Raw genomic sequence first — 17,319 nt, forward strand, 5'->3', positions numbered from 1 at the left:
CACCCCCACCGGGCCCCGGGGCCGCGGCCCCGCCGCCGGCCGCCCCGGCCTTTCCACCCCCCCCCCGGGCGGGGGCGGCCCGGCCGCCCCCCCCACGGTCCGCACGGTCGAGACCGCGCACGGTCCCGTGCGGGGCGTCGCGGAGGCCGCGCTCGCGGAAGGGGCCGCGGTCGTGGTGGCGGTGCGGCCCGAGGACGTGGTGCTGGGCGCGGAAGGGCTGCCGGTGGTCGTCGCCGACGCCGTGTTCCTGGGCGACCGGGTGCGCCGGACGCTGCGCCTGCCCGACGGCGCCACGCTGCGGGCGAGCGGGCGGCCCGCGGAGGCCGCCGCGGCGCCGGGCTCGGACGCACGGGCCAGCTTCCCCGCCGACGTCGCCGTGATCCTGCCGGCATGAGGGCCGCCGGAGCGGAGGCCGACCGCGCGACCGGGCGAACGGAGGCCGGGTCCGCGCGCCCCCGCAAGCGCGGCCGGATGTTCGACCGCCTGGCGCGCCTGCCGCCCTTCCTGTGGCTGGCGGCGTTCTTCCTGCTGCCCTTCGTCATCACCCTGAAGATCAGCCTCTCGGAGCCGGCGACGGCGATCCCGCCCTACCTGCCGCTGCTCGACTGGCGCGGCGGGCTCGACGGCTGGTCGGCCTTCCTCGAGGCCCTGAACTTCGACAATTACCGCACGCTCGCCGCCGACCCCCTCTACCGCGACGCCGCCCTGGGCTCCCTGACCTACGCGGGCGTCGCCAGCCTGATCCTCGTCGCCCTCGGGACGCCGCTCGCCTACGCCCTGGCGCGGGCGCCGGCCCGCTGGCAGCCGCTCCTCGTGGCGCTGGTGATCGTGCCGTTCTGGACGAGCTTCCTGATCCGGATCTACGCCTGGATCGCGATCCTGAAGCCCGAGGGCCTGCTCAATCTCGCCCTGCGCCGGCTCGGCCTGATCGACGCGCCGCTGACGATCCTCAACACCGACGCGGCGGTGATCGTCGGTCTCGTCTACGCCTACCTGCCCTTCATGGTGCTGCCGCTCTACGCGGTGATGAATCGCCTCGATCCGACCCTGCGCGAGGCCGCGGCGGATCTCGGCGCCTCGCCGAGCCGGGTGTTCTGGACCGTGACCGTGCCGCTCAGCCTGCCCGGGATCGCTGCCGGCGCGGGGCTCTGCTTCATCCCGATGGTCGGCGAGTTCGTGATCCCCGACCTGCTCGGCGGGTCGGAGACGCTGATGCTCGGCCGGGTGCTCTGGAGCGAGTTCTTCTCGAACCGCGACTGGCCGCTGGCCGCGGCGGTCGCCGTGCTGATCCTCGCCATCGTCATCGGACCGGTGGTCCTGTTCCGGGACAGCCTGCGCGCGGGCGAGGGCGAGGCGCCGTGAGCTGGGTGACCCGCACCGCCCTGGTGGCCGGCCTGGGCTTCCTCTACGGGCCGATCGCGGTGCTGATCGTCTACTCGTTCAACGCCTCGCCGATGGTGACGGTCTGGGGCGGGTTCTCGACCCGCTGGTACGGCGCCCTGCTCGCCGACGCGCCGCTCCTGTCGGCCGCCTGGGTCTCCCTGAAGGTCGCTTTCCTCGCGAGCCTGCTCGCCACGATCCTGGGGACGCTGGCCGCGCTCGCCCTGGAGCGGCAGGGCCGCTTCCGCGGTCGCGCCCTGTTCACGGGTCTCGTCTTCGGGCCGATCGTGATGCCGGAGGTGATGATCGGGCTGTCGCTCCTGCTCATGTTCATCGGGATCGGGCTGGACCGCGGCCTCCTGACGATCGTCATCGCGCACACGACCTTCTGCACCGGCTTCGTGGCGGTGGTGGTCGGCGCGCGCCTGCGCGGCCTCGACCGGTCCCTCGAGGAGGCCGCGGCCGACCTCGGGGCGGCGCCGGCGCGCGTGCTGATGACCGTGACGCTGCCGCTGCTCGCGCCCGCCCTCGCGGCCGGCGCGCTCCTCGCCTTCACCCTGTCGCTCGACGACTTGGTGATCGCGAGCTTCGTCTCCGGCCCAGGCTCCACCACCCTGCCGATGCGGCTCTACAGCCAGGTCCGCCTCGGCGTGAATCCGGAGATCAACGCGGCCTCGACCCTCCTCGTCGGGCTGGTGAGCGTCGCGGTGCTGCTGGCGTCCTGGCTGACCGCCCGCCGCGGACAGGGCTGAGCGGCGTCACTCCGCGGCCTGCGCGGCGGTCGCGCCCCCGCGCACCATCTGCGCCACGGCGACCGTCACGACGACGTTCACCACCAGCGCCACGATGCCGACATTCACGTCCTGGAGCGGTCCCAGGACCGGCAGCTTCGCCAGGCTGAACCCGGAGAGGACCGTCGCCGCCACGGTGGCCACGCCCGCGACGATCCCGGCGATGGCGGCGCGGCGGTCGAGGGGATTGCGGCGCATCAGGCTGGTGATGAAGCAGGGGAAGAGCTGCGTCACGAAGTTGTAGCCCATGAGCAGGAGCTGCACGATCGTGTCGCCGCCCGACAGGGTGAAGCCGACGCAGACCAGCGCCAGCACCGGCACGAGGATCTTGCACAGCCGCGCGGTCGCGGCGTCGTCCATGCCGGGGCGCAGCGGCCGGACGAGGTTGTTGGCCACCAGGGTGACGCCCGCGATCAGGATCATGGAGCCCGGGACGAGGGCGGTCAGCACCCCCGTGGCGCCGATCAGCCCGATGACCCAGGGCGGGAAGGTCGCGAGGGAGAGCTTGAACAGCGAGAGGTCGACGTCGGGCCCCGTCAGGCCCGGCACCTGCATCACGGCGGTGAAGCCGATCACGAACACGAACAGGTTGATCAGCTGGTAGATCGGCAGGATCACGGCGTTGCGGCGGAAGGCGCCCGGCTCCCGCGCCGTGTAAAGCGACGCGAAGGTGTGGGGCCACATGTAGCCGCCGAGCGCGGTCAGCAGGACCGTGGTGGTGAACCAGGTCGGGCTCTGGCCGCGGTCGGGCAGGGCCAGGAAGCCGGGCTTCGCCGCCTCGATCGCCGTGAACAGGCCCTCGTAGCCGCCGTAATAGTGGACCGGCAGGTAGATCCCGAGGAACACCACCACGAACAGGATGCTGGTGTCCTTGATCACGGCCGTCCAGGCGGAGCCGTGCACGCCCGACACCACGACGTAGGCGGTGAGCGCGGCCGCGCCGATCCAGACCGCGGTCGTCGACGAGATCGCGCCGTAGGACGCCGTCGAGACGATGATCCCGAGGCCCTTGAACTGCAGCACGAGGTAGGGGACGAGGGCGACGATCCCCACGAGCGCCACCAGCATGCCGAGCGCGCGGCTGCCGTACTTGCGCGCGAAGAAGTCGGGCTGCGTGTAGAGGTTGTGCTGCTTGGCGTAGCGCCAGACCGGGGGCAGCAGCCAGTACGAGGTGACGTAGGCGAGCGTCAGGTAGCAGAGGATGTAGTAGGCGGGGCCGCCCTTGCCGTAGGCGATGCCGGAGCCGCCGAGGAACGTGAAGGTCGTGTAGATCTCCCCGGCCATCAGCAGGAAGACCAGGGCGGTGCCGAAGCCGCGGCCGCCGACGGTCCACTGCTCCAGCCCCATCTCGCGGCCGACCCGCGCGTAGAGTCCGAGGCCGATCGCCAGCGCGAAGCCGGCGGCCACGATAACGAGCGCGATGCTCATCGGGGATCCTCCGGCGCGCGGTTCTGAGGGTCGGTCAGGTAGATCACCCCCATCACGACCGAGGTTCCGATCACGCAGAACACCAGCCAGGCGAGGAGCAGCGGCAAGCCGAACACGAAGGGCTCGACCCGGTTCAGGAAGAACGGGCCGACCAGGATGCCGAGGAAGGGAAGGGCGGCCAGCCACCGCAGATTTCGCATGCGCGATACCGTTCAGAAGGCCCCGATATCGCGGGTTGAATCAGTCACGAACCGCTGTCAACGCCGCGATGGCCCAACGGCGCTCATCCCGATCACGTCTGCGTGCTGTGCGCTCGCGCACGCGGCCGCGCTCCGGGCGCGCATATCCTCAGCGCAGCGTCGCGCCGTCCGACACGGCGTGCGCCGAAGGATTTCACGATGACCCGCACTCTGACCATCGCGGCGCTGGCCGCGCTCCTCGCCGTTCCGGCGGTCCAGGCGGAGGCCCGCCCGCGGCACACCCCCGCCAAGGCGCAGCCCAGCGCCGCGATCAAGGCGCGCCAGACCGTCCTGAACGATTTCAACGCGCGGATGAGCCGCCTGGACGCGCTCATGGGCACCCCGAGCAGGTCGTCGGTTCGCGCGCGCTCGGCCGAGGCCGGCCGCTAGGAAACGTGACGCGCCGGCCGCCCGGACCGGCGCGTCGACTCAGCGGCCCAGGCCGCCCGCCTCCTCCACGAAACGCGCCACCGCGTCCGCGCCCGCGCCCTCGCGCAGGGACGCGAACACGTACGGCCGGGTGCCGCGCATCCGCTGCGTGTCGGATTCCATCACCGACAGGTCGGCGCCGACGAGCGGCGCGAGGTCGGTCTTGTTGACGATCAGCAGGTCGGACCGGGTGATGCCCGGGCCGCCCTTGCGGGGGATCTTCTCGCCCCCGGCCACGTCGATCACGTAGAGCGTGATGTCGGCGAGTTCCGGCGAGAACGTCGCCGCGAGGTTGTCGCCGCCGGACTCGATCAGCACGAGGTCGAGCTTTGGGAAGCGCCGGCTCATCTCGGCGACGGCGGCGAGATTGATCGAGGCATCCTCCCGGATCGCCGTGTGCGGGCACCCCCCAGTCTCGACGCCGAGGATGCGCTCCTCCGGCAGGGCGCCCGCGACGGTGAGGATCCGCGCGTCCTCCTTCGTGTAGATGTCGTTGGTGATGGCGCAGATTTCGTAGCGGTCGCGGAAGCGCTTGCAGAGCTGCTCCATCAGGGCGGTCTTGCCGGAACCGACAGGTCCGCCGATGCCGACGCGGAGGGGGCCGTTCGTGGAGGTCATGCTGCGGGCTCAGGATCGGAAGATGCGGGAATACTGGGTCTCGTGGCGGAAGGAGCCGAGATCCAGGCGGAAGGTGGCGGCACCGAGGGCGTCGAGATCCGCCGCGGCGGCCGCCTCGGCGAGCCCGGCGAGGCGCGGCGCGAGGGCGGCCACGACCCGCGTGCCGGCGGCCTGACCCACGGGCGCCGCCCGGAGGGCCGCAGAGACGAGATTCTGGAGGAAGGCGAGGCCGTAGGCGGCGAGCACCGGCCCCGGATTCATGCCGTGCGCGCCGGCCGCGAGGCCGACCGCGACCGGGTAGGCGACCGGCCCCGGCAGATGCTCGGCCAAGGCGTCGAGGGCGTCGCAGGGCCACGCGCCGCGCGTCGCATCGAGGAAGCTGCGGCCCTGCTGGCTCGTCTCCAGGTGCAGCTCCCGCGACGGCGCCAGGGCCAGGGCGAGGTCGTTGACGGCGACCAGCGCGGCGCCGTCCGCGGACAGCGCCGCCGCGTGGGCGTGGGCCGCCAGGATCAGGTCGTTGCGCAGGGCGCCGCGCTCGCAGACGTCCCGGAGCCACGCGGTCAGGCTAGCCTCGTCGCGGACATCGCCCGCCTCGACCGCCCATTCGAGCCCGTGCGAGTAGGCGTAGGCCCCGACCGGGTAGCCGGGCGACAGCCACGCCATCAGGCGCAGCGCCTCCAGGGGCTCAGCCCGCGGCATGGTGGTGCTGGTGGCCGCCATGCGGGTGGTCGTGCCCGTGGCCGTGATCCCCGGAATAGGCGCCGCCCTCCGGCCGGAACGGGCGCTCCACCGGCTCGGCGGTGCCGCCGAGGCCGCGGACCATCTCGGCGAGGACGTGGTCGTGCGCGATCCAGACCGCGTCCGGGCCGATCTCGGCGGCGATGTGCCGGTTGCCGATGTGCCAGATCAGGCGCTTGAGGGCGTGATCGCTGGGAGCGCGGATCTCGAGCAGGCGCTCCGGCGCGGCCTCGACCCAGACGAGGCGCCCGTCCTGGAGGACGAGCGCGTCGCCGTCCTCCAGGACCGCGGGCTCCGGAAGGTCCAGCAGGAAGCCCAGGCCCCCGGCGCCGCGCATGGCGACGCGGCGGCGGTGGCGGTCGCCGTGATCGAGGACGACGCGGTCGACGATCTCGCCGCCCGACAGGGCGTCGCGGCGGAGAATGCGGGTGGCGCGGATCATGGATGGCCGCGCTCAGAACAGGAAGTAGCGCTGCGCCATCGGTAGCACCTCGGCCGGCTCGCAGACCAGCAGCTCGCCGTCGGCGCGCACGTCGTAGGTCTCCGGATCGACCTCGATGACCGGCGTGGCGTCGTTCAGCACCATGCTCTTCTTCGAGATGCCGCCGCGGACGTTCTCAACGGCGACCAGCTCCTTCTGCACGCCCAGCCGCTCCCGCAGGCCGTCCTCCACCGCCGCCCTTGAGACGAAGGTGAGGGCGGTGGCGAAGGGGACCCGTCCGTAGGCGCCGAACATCGGCCGGTAATGCACCGGCTGCGGCGTCGGGATCGAGGCGTTCGGGTCGCCCATGGGCGCGGCCGCGATGCTGCCGCCCTTCAGCACGAGGTCGGGCTTCACGCCGAAGAAGGCCGGCGTCCACAGCACGAGGTCGGCCAGCTTGCCGGCCTCGACCGAGCCGATGTGCCGGGAGATGCCGTGCGCGATGGCCGGGTTGATCGTGTACTTGGCGACGTAGCGGCGCGCCCGCAGGTTGTCGGTGCCGGACGCGTCGCCCGGCAGTGCGCCCCGCTGGCGCTTCATCTTGTCGGCGGTCTGCCACGTGCGGATGATGACCTCGCCGACCCGGCCCATCGCCTGGCTGTCGGAGGACATCATCGAGAGCGCGCCGATGTCGTGCAGGATGTCCTCGGCCGCGATGGTCTCGCGCCGGATCCGGCTCTCCGCGAAGGCGAGATCCTCGGGAATCGACGGGTCGAGGTGGTGGCACACCATGAGCATGTCGAGATGCTCGTCGATCGTGTTCCACGTGTAGGGCCGCGTCGGATTGGTGGAAGACGGCAGCACATTCGGCAGCCCGGCCACCTTGATGATGTCCGGCGCGTGGCCGCCGCCCGCGCCCTCGGTGTGGAAGGCGTGGATGGTCCGGCCCTTGAAGGCCGCGATCGTGTCCTCGACGAAGCCCGATTCGTTGAGCGTGTCGGTGTGGATCATGACCTGGATGTCGTGGGCGTCCGCCACCGACAGGCAGGTATCGATCGCCGCGGGCGTGGTGCCCCAGTCCTCGTGCAGCTTCAGCGCGCAGGCACCCGCCCGCACCATCTCGACGAGGCTCTCCGGACGGGACGCGTTGCCCTTCCCGGCGAAGGCGAGGTTCATCGGGAAGGAATCCGCCGCCTCGATCATCCGGGCGATGTGCCAGGGGCCCGGCGTGCAGGTGGTGGCGAAGGTGCCGTGCGCCGGGCCGGTGCCGCCGCCGAGCATCGTGGTGACCCCCGAGCAGAGCGCCTCCTCGATCTGCTGCGGGCAGATGAAGTGGATGTGACTGTCGAAGCCGCCCGCCGTCAGGATCTTGCCCTCGCCGGCGATGACCTCGGTGCCCGGCCCGACCACGATGTCGACCCCGGGCTGCACGTCCGGGTTGCCGGCCTTGCCGAGCCGGAAGATCCGGCCGCGCACGATGCCGACATCGCACTTCACGATGCCCCAGTGGTCGAGGACCACCGCGTTGGTGATCACCGTGTCGACGGCGCCGTCGGCGTTCGTGGCCTGGCTCTGGCCCATGCCGTCGCGGATGACCTTGCCGCCGCCGAACTTCACCTCCTCGCCGTAGGTGGTGAAGTCGCGCTCGACCGTGATCTCCAGGCTCGTGTCCGCGAGCCTGATGCGGTCGCCGACGGTCGGGCCGAACATGTCGGCGTAGGCCGAGCGCGGCAGGCTGGCGGGCTTGGGCGTGTTGGCCATGGTCAGAGCTTGCCCATCACGTCGCCGCGGAACCCGTAGACGGTGCGCCCGCCGGAGAGCGGCACCAACGCCACTTCCCGCGTCGATCCCGGCTCGAACCGCACGGCGGTGCCCGGCGCGATGTCGAGGCGCTTGCCCCGGGCCTGCTCCCGCGGGAACACGAGGCCCGGATTGACCTCGAAGAAGTGATAGTGCGAGCCGACCTGGATCGGCCGGTCCCCGACATTGGCGACCTCGACCACGGTCCGCTCGGCGCCGGGGTTGAACACGATCTCGCCGGGCAGCGTCGTCACCGCACCGGGGATGTCGGACGAGGCCGCGCCCCGGATCGGGTGATGCACGGTGACGAGCTTGGTGCCGTCCGGGAAGGTCGCCTCCACCTGGATGTCGTGGATCATCTCGGGCACGCCCTCCATGACCTGATCGGCGGTCAGCACGGTGGCGCCGGCCTGCATCAGGTCGGCCACGGTGCGGCCGTCCCGCGCGCCCTCGACCACGAAGTCGGTGATCAGCGCCACCGATTCCGGATGGTTGAGCTTCACGCCGCGGGCGAGGCGGTTGCGCGCCACCTGCGCCGCCATGGCGATGAGCAACTTGTCCTTCTCACGGGGCGTCAGCAGCACGGGCAACCTCGTCGTCGCGGCGGCCGGAGCAAGGATCATGCGCGCGGCGCGGTCAAGGGCGGGCGTCGGCCGTTGCAGGACCCGGACCAGCGGCCGTCGCGGCCCGCCGGAATCACGGAGGCGTCACGGCGTCATGGCGATGAAGCCGGCGAACAGGTCGGGGAGGGCCGCGCCCTTCACGGCACCCGGCAGGTCGCGGGGGTGGATGAACTCGTCCCGGAACCAGGGATACCGCTTCGGATCGAAGGACGCCCGCAGCCAGTCGATCGTCCGCCGCACGCGGGTGATCCGCTCGGCGTCCGGGTGATAGGTCAGCCAGATGTCGACGCTGAAGCGGCCGAGATTGTCCACCGGGACGACCTGGGCGCCGATCGCGCTGGCATAGGTCGGCAGCAGGCCGATCCCGGCCCCCTTGGCGATGGCCCAGTAATACGCGCTGCTGACGTTGACCTTCAGGGTGATCGGGACCTTCGCGGGGAAGCCCGGCACCGTGCGCACGTAATCCTCCAGGGCGACGGTCTGGCCGCCGTCCTGCACCACGATCCGGTGGCGCTCCAGGTCCTCGGGGCGCGCCGGGAGCCCGTAGGTCTCCTCGTAGCTCCGCGCGGCGTAGGGCACCATGTGGATCCGGCCGAGCTTGACGATGCGCAGGTCCGGGCTGGTCGGCCGCGTCAGCTGGATCGCGACGTCGGCCTCCAGCCGCAGGACGTCGGCGGATTCCATCGCGCAGCGCAGGTCGACGGTGAGGCGCGGGTTGGCACGCTGGAACTCGACGAGCCGCGGCGCGAGCCAGAAGGCGCCCAGCCCCTCCGTCACGGCGATCCGCACCTCGCCGGTCTCGGCGAAGGGCGCGCCCTCGCCGGTGCGCACGAGGCTGAAGGCGGCCGCCTCCATGCGGCCGGCGGCCTCGAGGATCGCGTGGCCCTCGGCGGTGAGGCGGATGCCGTCGACGTGGCGGGTGAGCAGCGGCGCGCCGATCAGCGCCTCGAGGTCGTCGATCCGGCGCCGCACCGAGTTCACCGACAGGCCGAGCTTCGTCGCCGCCGAGCGGAAGCTGCCGGACCGCTGGAGCGCCAGGAAGACCCGGATGCTCTGCCAGTCGGGCATCGGGTCCCGGATCGCCTCCGCCTGTTCCATCGACGGAACACCCCTGTTTCAAATTTTGCACATACAGCCAGAGCGCTAGATGCGAAGTGCTTAACCGTCAATCCGTACCCGAATGACAGGTCATCCGATGACGGTGCACATTGCTCGCGCGCAGTTCGTGGCCAAGGACGCCGATCAACTCGGTACAGCGCCAGTCTCTCCCGAGCCGCGGCACGCGCTGAATGCGCTCGAGGTCGGCCGAATTGCCAGGCACCTCGTCATCTTCACGCCGACCCCGGACGATCTGGCGCGGCTGATCGCGTCGGCGCGCGCGGATCTGCCCGATCTCGCGCCCCTGCGCACCGTCCAGCGGGTGATGTCGATCAATCCCGACAGCGTCCTGGCGATCGCCCAGCGCCACCGGTTCGACGCCGCGGATCCGCGGGGCGAGGGGTTCGTGGCCTGCCTGATGCTGAACGCCGACGGCTTGGCGGCGCTCAAGGCCGGGACGCTCGACGCGTCCGATCCGCCTGCCGCGATGCTGGCCGGCCAGCACGAACGCCCGGCGAGCATCTACGTCTGGGCCGTCTACGCACGGCGGCGCCTCTCCGGCGGAGTCGGCCTCGTCTTCGACCGTCTGTCGAGCCCGACCTACCGGGGCGTCGACTTCTACGCCCGCGCGGCCACCCCCGAGGGGGCCGACCTCCTGACGACTCTCGGCTTCACCGCGCAGACCTCCGCCCGCGGTGCCCTGTACCATTTCGCCCGCGCGCCGAAGGCGGAGCCGGCGCCCCCGTACGACACCCACCGGTCCGGCGGGACCGGCATCAGCGTCGCGGTCGCGCGGAACATGGAGGACCTGTCCCGCGTGATCGCCCTGCGCGCCGCCGTCTACATGGCGGAGCAGGCCTGCCCGTACGAGGAGGAGTTCGACGGCAACGACCTCTCGGCGACGCACCTGATCGGCTACGTCGGCGACGAGCCGGCGGGCTGCCTGCGCATCCGGTTCTTCGCGGATTTCGCCAAGATCGAGCGCCTCGCGGTCCGGGCCGAGTTCCGCAACACGCGCCTGTCCTTCGCGCTGGTCCGCGCCGGGATCGAGCTGGCCCGGGTCAAGGGCTACCGGCGGCTCTACGGCCACGCCCAGAAGCGCCTCGTCGGCTTCTGGAGCCGCTTCGGCTTCCGCGTCTTCGAGGGCGCGCAGGAGCTGGTCTTCTCGGATTTCGACTACGTCGAGATGCTGATGGAGGCGGAGCCGCACCCGCAGGCGATCAGTCTCGGCGCCGACCCCTACGTCATCATCCGGCCGGAGGGGCGCTGGCACCGGGCGGGCGCCCTCGACCGCTCGCGGAGCCGCGCCGTGACCCGCCCGTCCGTCGACCGGGCGGTGGCCGCGCGATGAACCGGCCGATCAACCCGGCGCTGTATCGCCGGCCGCGCAGCGTCCCGGCCTTGGTGCTGGTGGACATGCAGCAGGAATACGAGATCGCGGGCCGCCCGCTCGCCCTGGCGGGGATCAAGCCCGCTCTGTCGAATTGCCGGCGCGCCCTCGCGCATGCCCGCGCGAGCGGCATGCAGGTCGTCTACGTCCGCTGGATCGGCGCGCCGCTGTTCCAGGCGGGCAGCCGCTTCGTCCGCTGGATCGAGGGGTTCGAGCCGCACGGCTGCGACATGATCTTCGACCGGGACCGCCCGTCCTGCTACGCCAGCCCCGCCTTCGCGGACGCGATGGACCGGGGATCGCCGCCGCTCGTCATCGCGGGCTTCGCCGGCGAGTCGTCCTGCCTCGCGACGGCGATCGACGGCTTCCACCGCGGCCAGGACGTGACCTTCCTGTCCGACGCCTCCGCGAGCCACGACCTCGACGGGATCTCCGCCGACGAGATCCACCGGTCGGTGAGCGCGGTGATGCGGGTGTTCGGCGACGTCACCGACACGCAATCCTGGATCGCGGCCTCGGCGCCTTTCAGGCCCCTGCCCACAGCTTCGAGACCCACGCACGCCAATGACTGACCGAAGCCAGAATCACGGGATTCCGGAGGGGGTCCCGGCCGGCGACGATGTGGACCTGCGCCTTGGCCGGCACGCGATCGAGCTGCTGCAGGCGGCGCGCGAGGCCGGCGAGCCGACGCTGATCGCGCAGGCCGAGGCCATGGCGATGGCGGTCGGCTTCGTGCTGGCGAGCCGGCTGCCGGGCGGCGCGCCGGAGACCGCGTGATCAGTCGGCGCCGTCCTCGCCGCCGATGAGGCGCATCGCGCGCAGGCGCGCGGTCCGCTCGTCCTGGGCGCGCCGGTCCGCGGCGAGCGCCCGCCAGAGCACGACGAGCTCATCCGCGACAGGCGAATCGACGGTTTCGTCGGTATCGCGCGCGATATTGGCGTGATCGAAGGCGTCCATGTTCGAGGTTCCGCGCCTTGAGATGCGGTCCGCTAACAGGACAGGATCGCGATCGTCCAGCCCGAAAGTTGAGCAGATCCTGTACAAGCCGACGGGATCGTCACGCGCGGCGCAATCCATCGCCGGCAAATCGAACACCGGATCGTAGATCGGCGAGGATGGGGGTGCTGACGGCGGCCGATCGACCGGGGCGATGATCCGGTTCAACCGAGTTGCATCCGGAGCCGCTGTTCCGGCGCCTGCCGGGACATGAATTCAATAATCTATTGACGATAATCGTTGAATACGCGACCGGCCACACAGCCCGCCGCCTCGAACAGTGTCCGCCCCAGGGCCGTGCACGCCGCGAGCCCTCAGAAACATCTCGGACACCGAACTGTGACAATCCCGACCGGTATCGGCCAGGGCCCGGGCGCCGCGCGGGTACGTCCGATCGGACCGCGAGCACCTCAGGCCCGGGATCGCGTCAGCGCGGCGATGATGGATTCGACCACCACGATCTGCTCCTGCACGGCGACCAGCCGCGGCCCGGCATCCGCGCCGTCGCCCAGCACGAAGGTGCCCTTCTGCCGCCGCGCGTCGCGCAGCTTGCGCACCGACGCGACGATGACCTGCCGCTCCTCGATCAGCGCGTCGCGCAGTTCGTTCAGGCCGTCCAGTTCCAGGGTCGAGGCCATGCGGCGTCCCGGTCTCACATCCTCGGCGCGGCGTCGGCGGCCATCCCGCGCGGGCACGCCGGGCGCCTGTCGTCCGCGCGGGGCGTCCGGCCCCGCGGCGCGGCCCACTCTCGGCGGCGGTAGCACGCTTTCCGCTCACGGAACATTGCCGCGATCCGGGGAGCGCCGCGATGTCCGGCGCGGCCATTGTATGCTATTGAATGCAAAATTATCCCGGCCCGCGAAGCGGTCGGATCAACGGGCGGATAGCGGCGCATGCTGAGTGAGGACGTGCACGACCGCGACGGGTCCCGCGCGGACGAGGCGGTGGCGGACCGGGGCCACGGCGACGCGCGTCGCGCCGCGACCAAACCGGCGAAGAAGCGCTCGGGCGCGGCCGGCCTGATCCTCCTGCTGCTCGCCGTCGCGGGCGGCGGCGCCTACGGCTACACGCGCCTGAATCAGCCCGCGGTGAAGTCCCGGGCGGCGGCGGCGCTGCCGGTGCCCGTCACCCTCGGCACGGTCGAGCAGGGGCCGTTCGCCCTCGTGTCGAACGGCCTCGGCACCGTCCAGGCGTACAACACCGTCCAGGTGCGCACGCGCGTCGACGGCGAGATCCAGCAGGTCGCGTTCCGCGAGGGGCAGACCGTCCGCAAAGGCGACGTGCTCGTGCAGATCGACCCGCGGCCCTACCAGGCGGCGCTGGATCAGGCGAAGGCCAAGAAGGAGCAGGACACGGCCAACCTCGGCAACGCGAAGGCGGACCTCGTCCGCTACACCGGGCTGGGCGCCTTCGCCTCCCGGCAGCAGACCGAGACGCAGACGGCCCTGGTCGCCCAGCTCACGGCGCAGGTGGCGTCCGACCAGGCGGCGATCGACAACGCCACGACGCAGCTCGGCTACGCCACGATCCGCGCGCCCATCGACGGCGTCACGGGCTTCCGGCAGGTCGATATCGGCAACATCGTCAACGCGGCCGGCCAGACCCCGATCGTGACGATCACCCAGGTCGAGCCGATCTTCGTGGTGTTCACGGCCCCGGAGGATCAGCTGCCCGCCATCACTGCGGCCCTCAAGGCCGGTGACGTGCCGGTGGAGGCCTGGACGTCGGACGGGCTGACCAAGCTCGCCGACGGCAAGCTCGCCCTGTTCAACAATCAGGTCGACACCGCGACGGGCACGATCCGCCTCAAGGCCGTCTACGAGAACAGGAACCACGCGCTGTGGCCGGGCCTGTCGGTCTCGACCAAGATGCGGGTCGGCACGGTCGCGGTCGCCACGACCGTGCCGGACGACGCGATCCAGCACGGGCCCGACGGGCTGTTCGCCTTCGTGGTGGACGATGCCAGCCGGGCGCATCAGCGCGCGCTGAAGGCGGGCCGCTCGGATTCGGGGCGGACGCGCGTTCTCAGCGGCGACCTCCGGCCCGGCGAGCGGGTGATCGTCGCCGGCCAGTACAAGGTGCAGGACGGCAGCCTCGTGGCCGATCCGCACGCGGCCCACACCGCGCAGGCGGAGGCGGTCCAGTGACGCGCGCTGCACGCCTCACGGCGGGCGCGTCCCCGCGCGGGGCCCGGCCATGAAGGGCGGCATCTCGGCACCGTTCATCCGGTTCCCGGTGGCGACCACGCTGATCATGGTCGGCATCCTGTTCCTCGGGATCGTGGCCTACCCGCTGCTGGGCGTCGCGCCGCTGCCGCAGGTGGATTTCCCGACGATCCAGGTGACCGCGCAGCTCCCCGGGGCCAGCCCGGAGACGATGGCCTCGTCGGTGGCGCAGCCTCTGGAGCGGCAGTTCTCGCAGATTCCCGGCGTGTCGCAGATGACCTCGACGAGTTCCCTGGGGATCTCGACGGTCACGGTCCAGTTCGACCTCAACCGCAACATCGACGGCGCCGCGAGCGACATCCAGGCGGCCATCAACGCCGCCAGCGGCCAGCTCCCGAAGAACCTCCCGACCCCGCCGACCTACCGCAAGGTCAATCCGGCCGATTCGCCGATCCTGCTGCTCTCGGCCACCTCCGACAGCATGCCGCTGATCGACGTCGACGACGCGGTCGACGTCCAGCTCGCGCAGCGGATCAGCCAGATCTCGGGCGTCGCGCAGGTCTTCATCGGCGGCCAGCAGAAGCCCGCCGTGCGGATCCAGATCGACCCGGCCAAGCTCGTGGCCAAGGGCCTGTCGCTGGAGGACGTGCGCGCGCAGCTCACCCTCACCACGGTCAACAACCCGAAGGGCAGCATCGACGGCGGCAGCCACAGCTACACCATCTACGCCAACGACCAGCTCACCGCGGCGCACAACTGGAACGACGTCATCGTCGCCTATCGCGACGGCGCGCCGCTGCGCGTCCGCGACATCGGACAGGCGGTCGCCGGCCCCGAGGACACCAAGCAGGCCGGCTGGACCAACGGCAAGCGCGGCATCTTCCTGGTCGTGTTCAAGCAGCCCGGCGCCAACGTCATCGACACGGTCGACAGCATCAAGGCCCAGCTGCCCCGCCTGACCGCCACACTGCCGGCCGCCATCAAGGTCGGCATCCTGAGCGACCGCACGCAGACCATCCGCGCCTCAGTCGAGGACGTGCAGTTCACCCTGCTGCTGACGATCGCGCTGGTCGTCGGGGTGATCTTCGTCTTCCTGCGCAGCTTCTGGGCGACCGTGATCCCGAGCGTGACCGTGCCGCTCGCGCTGCTCGGCGCCTGCGCGCTGATGTGGATGGCGGGCTACACCCTCGACAACCTCTCGCTGATGGCGCTCACCATCTCGGTCGGCTTCGTGGTCGACGACGCCATCGTCGTGCTGGAGAACATCAGCCGCTACGTCGAGGAGGGGATGCGGCCCATGGAGGCCGCCTTCAAGGGCGCGGGCGAGATCGGCTTCACCATCGTGTCGATCTCGGTGTCGCTGATCGCCGTGCTGATCCCGCTCCTGCTGATGGGCGGCATCATCGGAAGGCTGTTCCGCGAGTTCGCCGTGGTGCTGTCGATGACCATCGCGGTCTCGGCCTTCGTGTCGCTGACGCTGACCCCGATGATGGCCTCGCGGCTGCTGAAGTCCCACGACGCCGAGCGCCACGGCCGCCTCTACCGCATGAGCGAGGCCGCCTTCGACTGGCTGCTCGCGGTCTACGCCGACGCCCTCGACGTCGCGCTGCGCTTCCGCCGCGTCACGCTGCTGGTCTTCTTCGCCACGCTGGCGCTGACCGGCTACCTGTTCGTCGCCATCCCGAAGGGCTTCTTCCCGCAGCAGGACACCGGTTTCATGATCGGGGTCACCGAGGCGTCGCAGGACATCTCCTTCTCGGCGATGAAGGCGCTGCAGGAGAAGGTCGGCGCGATCGTCCAGGCCGATCCCGCGGTCGCCACCGTCGGCATGTCGCTCGGCGGCAACGGCCAGGCGCTCAATTCCGGGCGCATGTACATCACGCTCAAGCCCCGCGACGAGCGCGACGTCAACGCCTTCCAGGTGATCGGCCGGCTGCGCCCCAAGCTGGAGCGCGTCGAGGGCATCCGGACCTTCATCCAGGCGACCCAGGACGTGCGCACCGGCGGCCGCACCTCGCGGACGCAGTTCGAGTACACCCTCCAGGACCCGGACCTCGCCGAGCTGAACACCTGGGCGCCGCGCATCCTCGACAAGATGAAGACGCTGCCGGAGCTGCGCGACGTCGCCACCGACCAGCAGACCCGCGGCACGACGCTGACGCTTTCGATTGACCGCGACGCCGCCTCGCGCTACGGCATCACGCCCCAGCTCATCGACGACACGCTCTACGACGCGTTCGGCCAGCGCCAGATCGCGCAGTACTTCACGCAGCTCAACAGCTACCACGTCGTCCTGGAGGTGCTGCCGGCGCTGCAGGGCAGCGTCGAGAGCCTCGACAAGATCTACATCAAGGCGCCGATCGGCGGCGGGCAGGTGCCGCTCGCGGCCTTCGCCCGCTGGACGACGGTTCCGGTGGCGCCGCTGGCCGTGAACCACCAGGGGCAGTTCCCGGCGGTGACGATCAGCTTCAACCTCGCCCCCGACGTCGCCCTCGGGCAGGCCACGGAGGCGATCGGCCGGGCGATGCGGGAGCTGCAGGTCCCGCCGACCGTGGTGAGCGGCTTCCAGGGCACCGCCCAGGCCTTCCAGCAATCGCTCTCGACGGTGCCGCTGCTGATCCTGGCGGCCCTGTTCGTGGTCTACCTGATCCTCGGCATCCTCTACGAGAGTTTCATCCACCCGATCACCATCCTGTCGACGCTGCCCTCGGCCGGCGTCGGCGCCCTGGCGGTGCTGATGTGGGCGGGGTTCGACTTCAGCCTGATCGCGCTGATCGGCATCATCCTCCTCATCGGCATCGTGAAGAAGAACGGCATCATGCTGGTCGACTTCGCCATCGTCGCCGAGCGGGAGGAGGGCCTCTCGCCCGAGGTTGCGATCCGGAAAGCCGCGCTGCTGCGCTTCCGGCCGATCCTCATGACCACGATGGCGGCCCTGCTCGGCGGCATCCCGCTGATGGTCGCCACCGGGACCGGCTCGGAAATCCGGCAGCCCTTGGGCTACGCCATGGTGGGCGGCCTCGCGGTCAGCCAGGTGCTGACGCTGTTCACCACGCCGGTGATCTACATCTACCTCGACCGGCTGGCGCACCGCTTCTCGTTCCGCGACAAGCCGCGGGCGGTGGACGGGGCGCTCGATGACCCCGAGCCGGTGGAGGAGGTCCGCGGCCCGCCAACGCTGCGCGCGGCGGAGTGAGGCCGAC

Annotated in this window: 19 protein-coding genes; 9 read left to right on the forward strand and 10 right to left on the reverse strand. The window is 71.1% G+C overall.

Going from position 1 to position 17,319, the window contains the following annotated elements; genetic code table 11:
* The 3 genes from ACQKQD_RS14955 to ACQKQD_RS14965 form a co-directional block, all read left to right on the forward strand.
* A partial coding sequence (locus tag ACQKQD_RS14955; RefSeq protein ID WP_427508736.1) for a TOBE domain-containing protein occupies positions 1-394 on the forward strand: 394 nt, incomplete at its 5' end.
* Positions 391-1,362, forward strand: a complete 972-nt coding sequence (locus ACQKQD_RS14960; RefSeq protein ID WP_427508737.1) for an ABC transporter permease — start codon at positions 391-393, stop codon at positions 1,360-1,362. The genes ACQKQD_RS14955 and ACQKQD_RS14960, both read left to right, overlap by 4 nt.
* A complete protein-coding gene (locus ACQKQD_RS14965) occupies positions 1,359-2,132 on the forward strand; it encodes an ABC transporter permease subunit (RefSeq protein WP_042673520.1) in 774 nt (257 codons plus the stop codon). The genes ACQKQD_RS14960 and ACQKQD_RS14965 overlap by 4 nt, the downstream gene beginning before the upstream one ends.
* A gap of 6 nt (positions 2,133-2,138) precedes the next feature.
* On the opposite strand, the gene ACQKQD_RS14970 is transcribed toward ACQKQD_RS14965, so the two are convergent.
* Together ACQKQD_RS14970 and ACQKQD_RS14975 are read right to left on the reverse strand one after the other, a co-directional pair.
* Positions 2,139-3,599, reverse strand: a complete 1,461-nt coding sequence (locus ACQKQD_RS14970; protein ID WP_100251184.1) for a sodium:solute symporter family protein — start codon at positions 3,597-3,599, stop codon at positions 2,139-2,141.
* Positions 3,596-3,799, reverse strand: a complete 204-nt coding sequence (locus tag ACQKQD_RS14975; protein ID WP_042673517.1) for a DUF3311 domain-containing protein — start codon at positions 3,797-3,799, stop codon at positions 3,596-3,598. The genes ACQKQD_RS14970 and ACQKQD_RS14975 overlap by 4 nt, the downstream gene beginning before the upstream one ends.
* Before the next feature lie 198 nt (positions 3,800-3,997).
* On the opposite strand from ACQKQD_RS14975, the gene ACQKQD_RS14980 reads away from it, so the two are divergent.
* On the forward strand, positions 3,998-4,228 hold the full coding sequence (locus ACQKQD_RS14980) for a hypothetical protein (protein WP_056528533.1): 231 nt from the start codon (positions 3,998-4,000) through the stop codon (positions 4,226-4,228).
* A 39-nt stretch (positions 4,229-4,267) separates the two neighbouring features.
* On the opposite strand, the gene ureG is transcribed toward ACQKQD_RS14980, so the two are convergent.
* From ureG to ACQKQD_RS15010, 6 genes are all read right to left on the reverse strand, one after another.
* Positions 4,268-4,885 carry an urease accessory protein UreG gene (gene ureG / locus ACQKQD_RS14985; RefSeq protein WP_020091939.1) on the reverse strand — a complete coding sequence of 206 codons (618 nt, stop codon included), beginning with the start codon at positions 4,883-4,885 and terminating at the stop codon, positions 4,268-4,270.
* Positions 4,886-4,894: 9 nt separating this feature from the next.
* The gene (locus tag ACQKQD_RS14990) at positions 4,895-5,605 is read right to left on the reverse strand and encodes an urease accessory protein UreF (protein ID WP_042673515.1); all 711 of its coding nucleotides are present in this window, start codon (positions 5,603-5,605) and stop codon (positions 4,895-4,897) included.
* Positions 5,571-6,065: an urease accessory protein UreE gene (locus ACQKQD_RS14995; protein ID WP_427508738.1), complete on the reverse strand. Its 495-nt coding sequence runs from the start codon at positions 6,063-6,065 to the stop codon at positions 5,571-5,573. Before ACQKQD_RS14995 ends, ACQKQD_RS14990 begins: the two co-directional genes overlap by 35 nt.
* Before the next feature lie 12 nt (positions 6,066-6,077).
* The gene (gene ureC, locus ACQKQD_RS15000) at positions 6,078-7,805 is read right to left on the reverse strand and encodes an urease subunit alpha (protein ID WP_042673511.1); all 1,728 of its coding nucleotides are present in this window, start codon (positions 7,803-7,805) and stop codon (positions 6,078-6,080) included.
* A 2-nt stretch (positions 7,806-7,807) separates the two neighbouring features.
* Positions 7,808-8,428, reverse strand: coding sequence for an urease subunit gamma (locus tag ACQKQD_RS15005; protein WP_056528547.1), 621 nt, complete (start codon positions 8,426-8,428; stop codon positions 7,808-7,810).
* 123 nt (positions 8,429-8,551) lie between these two features.
* Positions 8,552-9,565 (reverse strand): LysR family transcriptional regulator, encoded by a 1,014-nt coding sequence (locus ACQKQD_RS15010; RefSeq protein WP_331300016.1) that lies wholly within the window; start codon positions 9,563-9,565, stop codon positions 8,552-8,554.
* Positions 9,566-9,662: 97 nt separating this feature from the next.
* Here ACQKQD_RS15010 and ACQKQD_RS15015 point away from each other — a divergent pair, with 97 nt between their 5' ends.
* The 3 genes from ACQKQD_RS15015 to ACQKQD_RS15025 are packed head-to-tail and all read left to right on the forward strand — an operon-like array spanning position 9,663 to position 11,732.
* Complete coding sequence (locus ACQKQD_RS15015) at positions 9,663-10,916, forward strand: GNAT family N-acetyltransferase (RefSeq protein WP_427508739.1); 1,254 nt, start codon at positions 9,663-9,665, stop codon at positions 10,914-10,916.
* Positions 10,913-11,527: a cysteine hydrolase family protein gene (locus ACQKQD_RS15020; protein ID WP_427508740.1), complete on the forward strand. Its 615-nt coding sequence runs from the start codon at positions 10,913-10,915 to the stop codon at positions 11,525-11,527. The genes ACQKQD_RS15015 and ACQKQD_RS15020 overlap by 4 nt, the downstream gene beginning before the upstream one ends.
* A 49-nt stretch (positions 11,528-11,576) precedes the next feature.
* Positions 11,577-11,732, forward strand: coding sequence for a hypothetical protein (locus ACQKQD_RS15025; protein WP_020091948.1), 156 nt, complete (start codon positions 11,577-11,579; stop codon positions 11,730-11,732).
* On the opposite strand, the gene ACQKQD_RS15030 is transcribed toward ACQKQD_RS15025, so the two are convergent.
* Entirely contained in the window at positions 11,733-12,119 is a 387-nt protein-coding gene (locus ACQKQD_RS15030; RefSeq protein WP_427508741.1) for a hypothetical protein, read from the reverse strand.
* 242 nt (positions 12,120-12,361) lie between these two features.
* Positions 12,362-12,589, reverse strand: a complete 228-nt coding sequence (locus ACQKQD_RS15035) for a hypothetical protein (protein WP_042673504.1) — start codon at positions 12,587-12,589, stop codon at positions 12,362-12,364.
* 255 nt (positions 12,590-12,844) lie between these two features.
* Between ACQKQD_RS15035 and ACQKQD_RS15040 the strand changes: the two genes are divergently transcribed.
* Positions 12,845-14,098: an efflux RND transporter periplasmic adaptor subunit gene (locus ACQKQD_RS15040; RefSeq protein ID WP_427508742.1), complete on the forward strand. Its 1,254-nt coding sequence runs from the start codon at positions 12,845-12,847 to the stop codon at positions 14,096-14,098.
* Between the two features lie 49 nt (positions 14,099-14,147).
* Positions 14,148-17,312 (forward strand): efflux RND transporter permease subunit, encoded by a 3,165-nt coding sequence (locus ACQKQD_RS15045; protein WP_427508743.1) that lies wholly within the window; start codon positions 14,148-14,150, stop codon positions 17,310-17,312.
* Positions 17,313-17,319 lie beyond the last annotated feature (7 nt).

The organism is Methylobacterium sp. NPDC080182, assembly GCF_050281105.1.
GTDB lineage: Bacteria > Pseudomonadota > Alphaproteobacteria > Rhizobiales > Beijerinckiaceae > Methylobacterium.

What these genes read in the sequence shown, in the direction of transcription:
- ACQKQD_RS14960 (WP_427508737.1), top strand. Translation starts at nt 391, where the DNA reads ATGAGGGCCGCCGGAGCGGAGGCCGACCGCGCGACCGGGCGAACGGAG.
- ACQKQD_RS14975 (WP_042673517.1), bottom strand. Translation starts at nt 3,799, where the DNA reads ATGCGAAATCTGCGGTGGCTGGCCGCCCTTCCCTTCCTCGGCATCCTG.
- ACQKQD_RS14970 (WP_100251184.1), bottom strand. Translation starts at nt 3,599, where the DNA reads ATGAGCATCGCGCTCGTTATCGTGGCCGCCGGCTTCGCGCTGGCGATC.
- ACQKQD_RS15020 (WP_427508740.1), top strand. Translation starts at nt 10,913, where the DNA reads ATGAACCGGCCGATCAACCCGGCGCTGTATCGCCGGCCGCGCAGCGTC.
- ACQKQD_RS14980 (WP_056528533.1), top strand. Translation starts at nt 3,998, where the DNA reads ATGACCCGCACTCTGACCATCGCGGCGCTGGCCGCGCTCCTCGCCGTT.
- ACQKQD_RS15015 (WP_427508739.1), top strand. Translation starts at nt 9,663, where the DNA reads ATGACGGTGCACATTGCTCGCGCGCAGTTCGTGGCCAAGGACGCCGAT.
- ureG (WP_020091939.1), bottom strand. Translation starts at nt 4,885, where the DNA reads ATGACCTCCACGAACGGCCCCCTCCGCGTCGGCATCGGCGGACCTGTC.
- ACQKQD_RS14990 (WP_042673515.1), bottom strand. Translation starts at nt 5,605, where the DNA reads ATGGCGGCCACCAGCACCACCATGCCGCGGGCTGAGCCCCTGGAGGCG.
- ureC (WP_042673511.1), bottom strand. Translation starts at nt 7,805, where the DNA reads ATGGCCAACACGCCCAAGCCCGCCAGCCTGCCGCGCTCGGCCTACGCC.
- ACQKQD_RS15035 (WP_042673504.1), bottom strand. Translation starts at nt 12,589, where the DNA reads ATGGCCTCGACCCTGGAACTGGACGGCCTGAACGAACTGCGCGACGCG.
- ACQKQD_RS15040 (WP_427508742.1), top strand. Translation starts at nt 12,845, where the DNA reads ATGCTGAGTGAGGACGTGCACGACCGCGACGGGTCCCGCGCGGACGAG.
- ACQKQD_RS15010 (WP_331300016.1), bottom strand. Translation starts at nt 9,565, where the DNA reads ATGGAACAGGCGGAGGCGATCCGGGACCCGATGCCCGACTGGCAGAGC.
- ACQKQD_RS15045 (WP_427508743.1), top strand. Translation starts at nt 14,148, where the DNA reads ATGAAGGGCGGCATCTCGGCACCGTTCATCCGGTTCCCGGTGGCGACC.
- ACQKQD_RS14995 (WP_427508738.1), bottom strand. Translation starts at nt 6,065, where the DNA reads ATGATCCGCGCCACCCGCATTCTCCGCCGCGACGCCCTGTCGGGCGGC.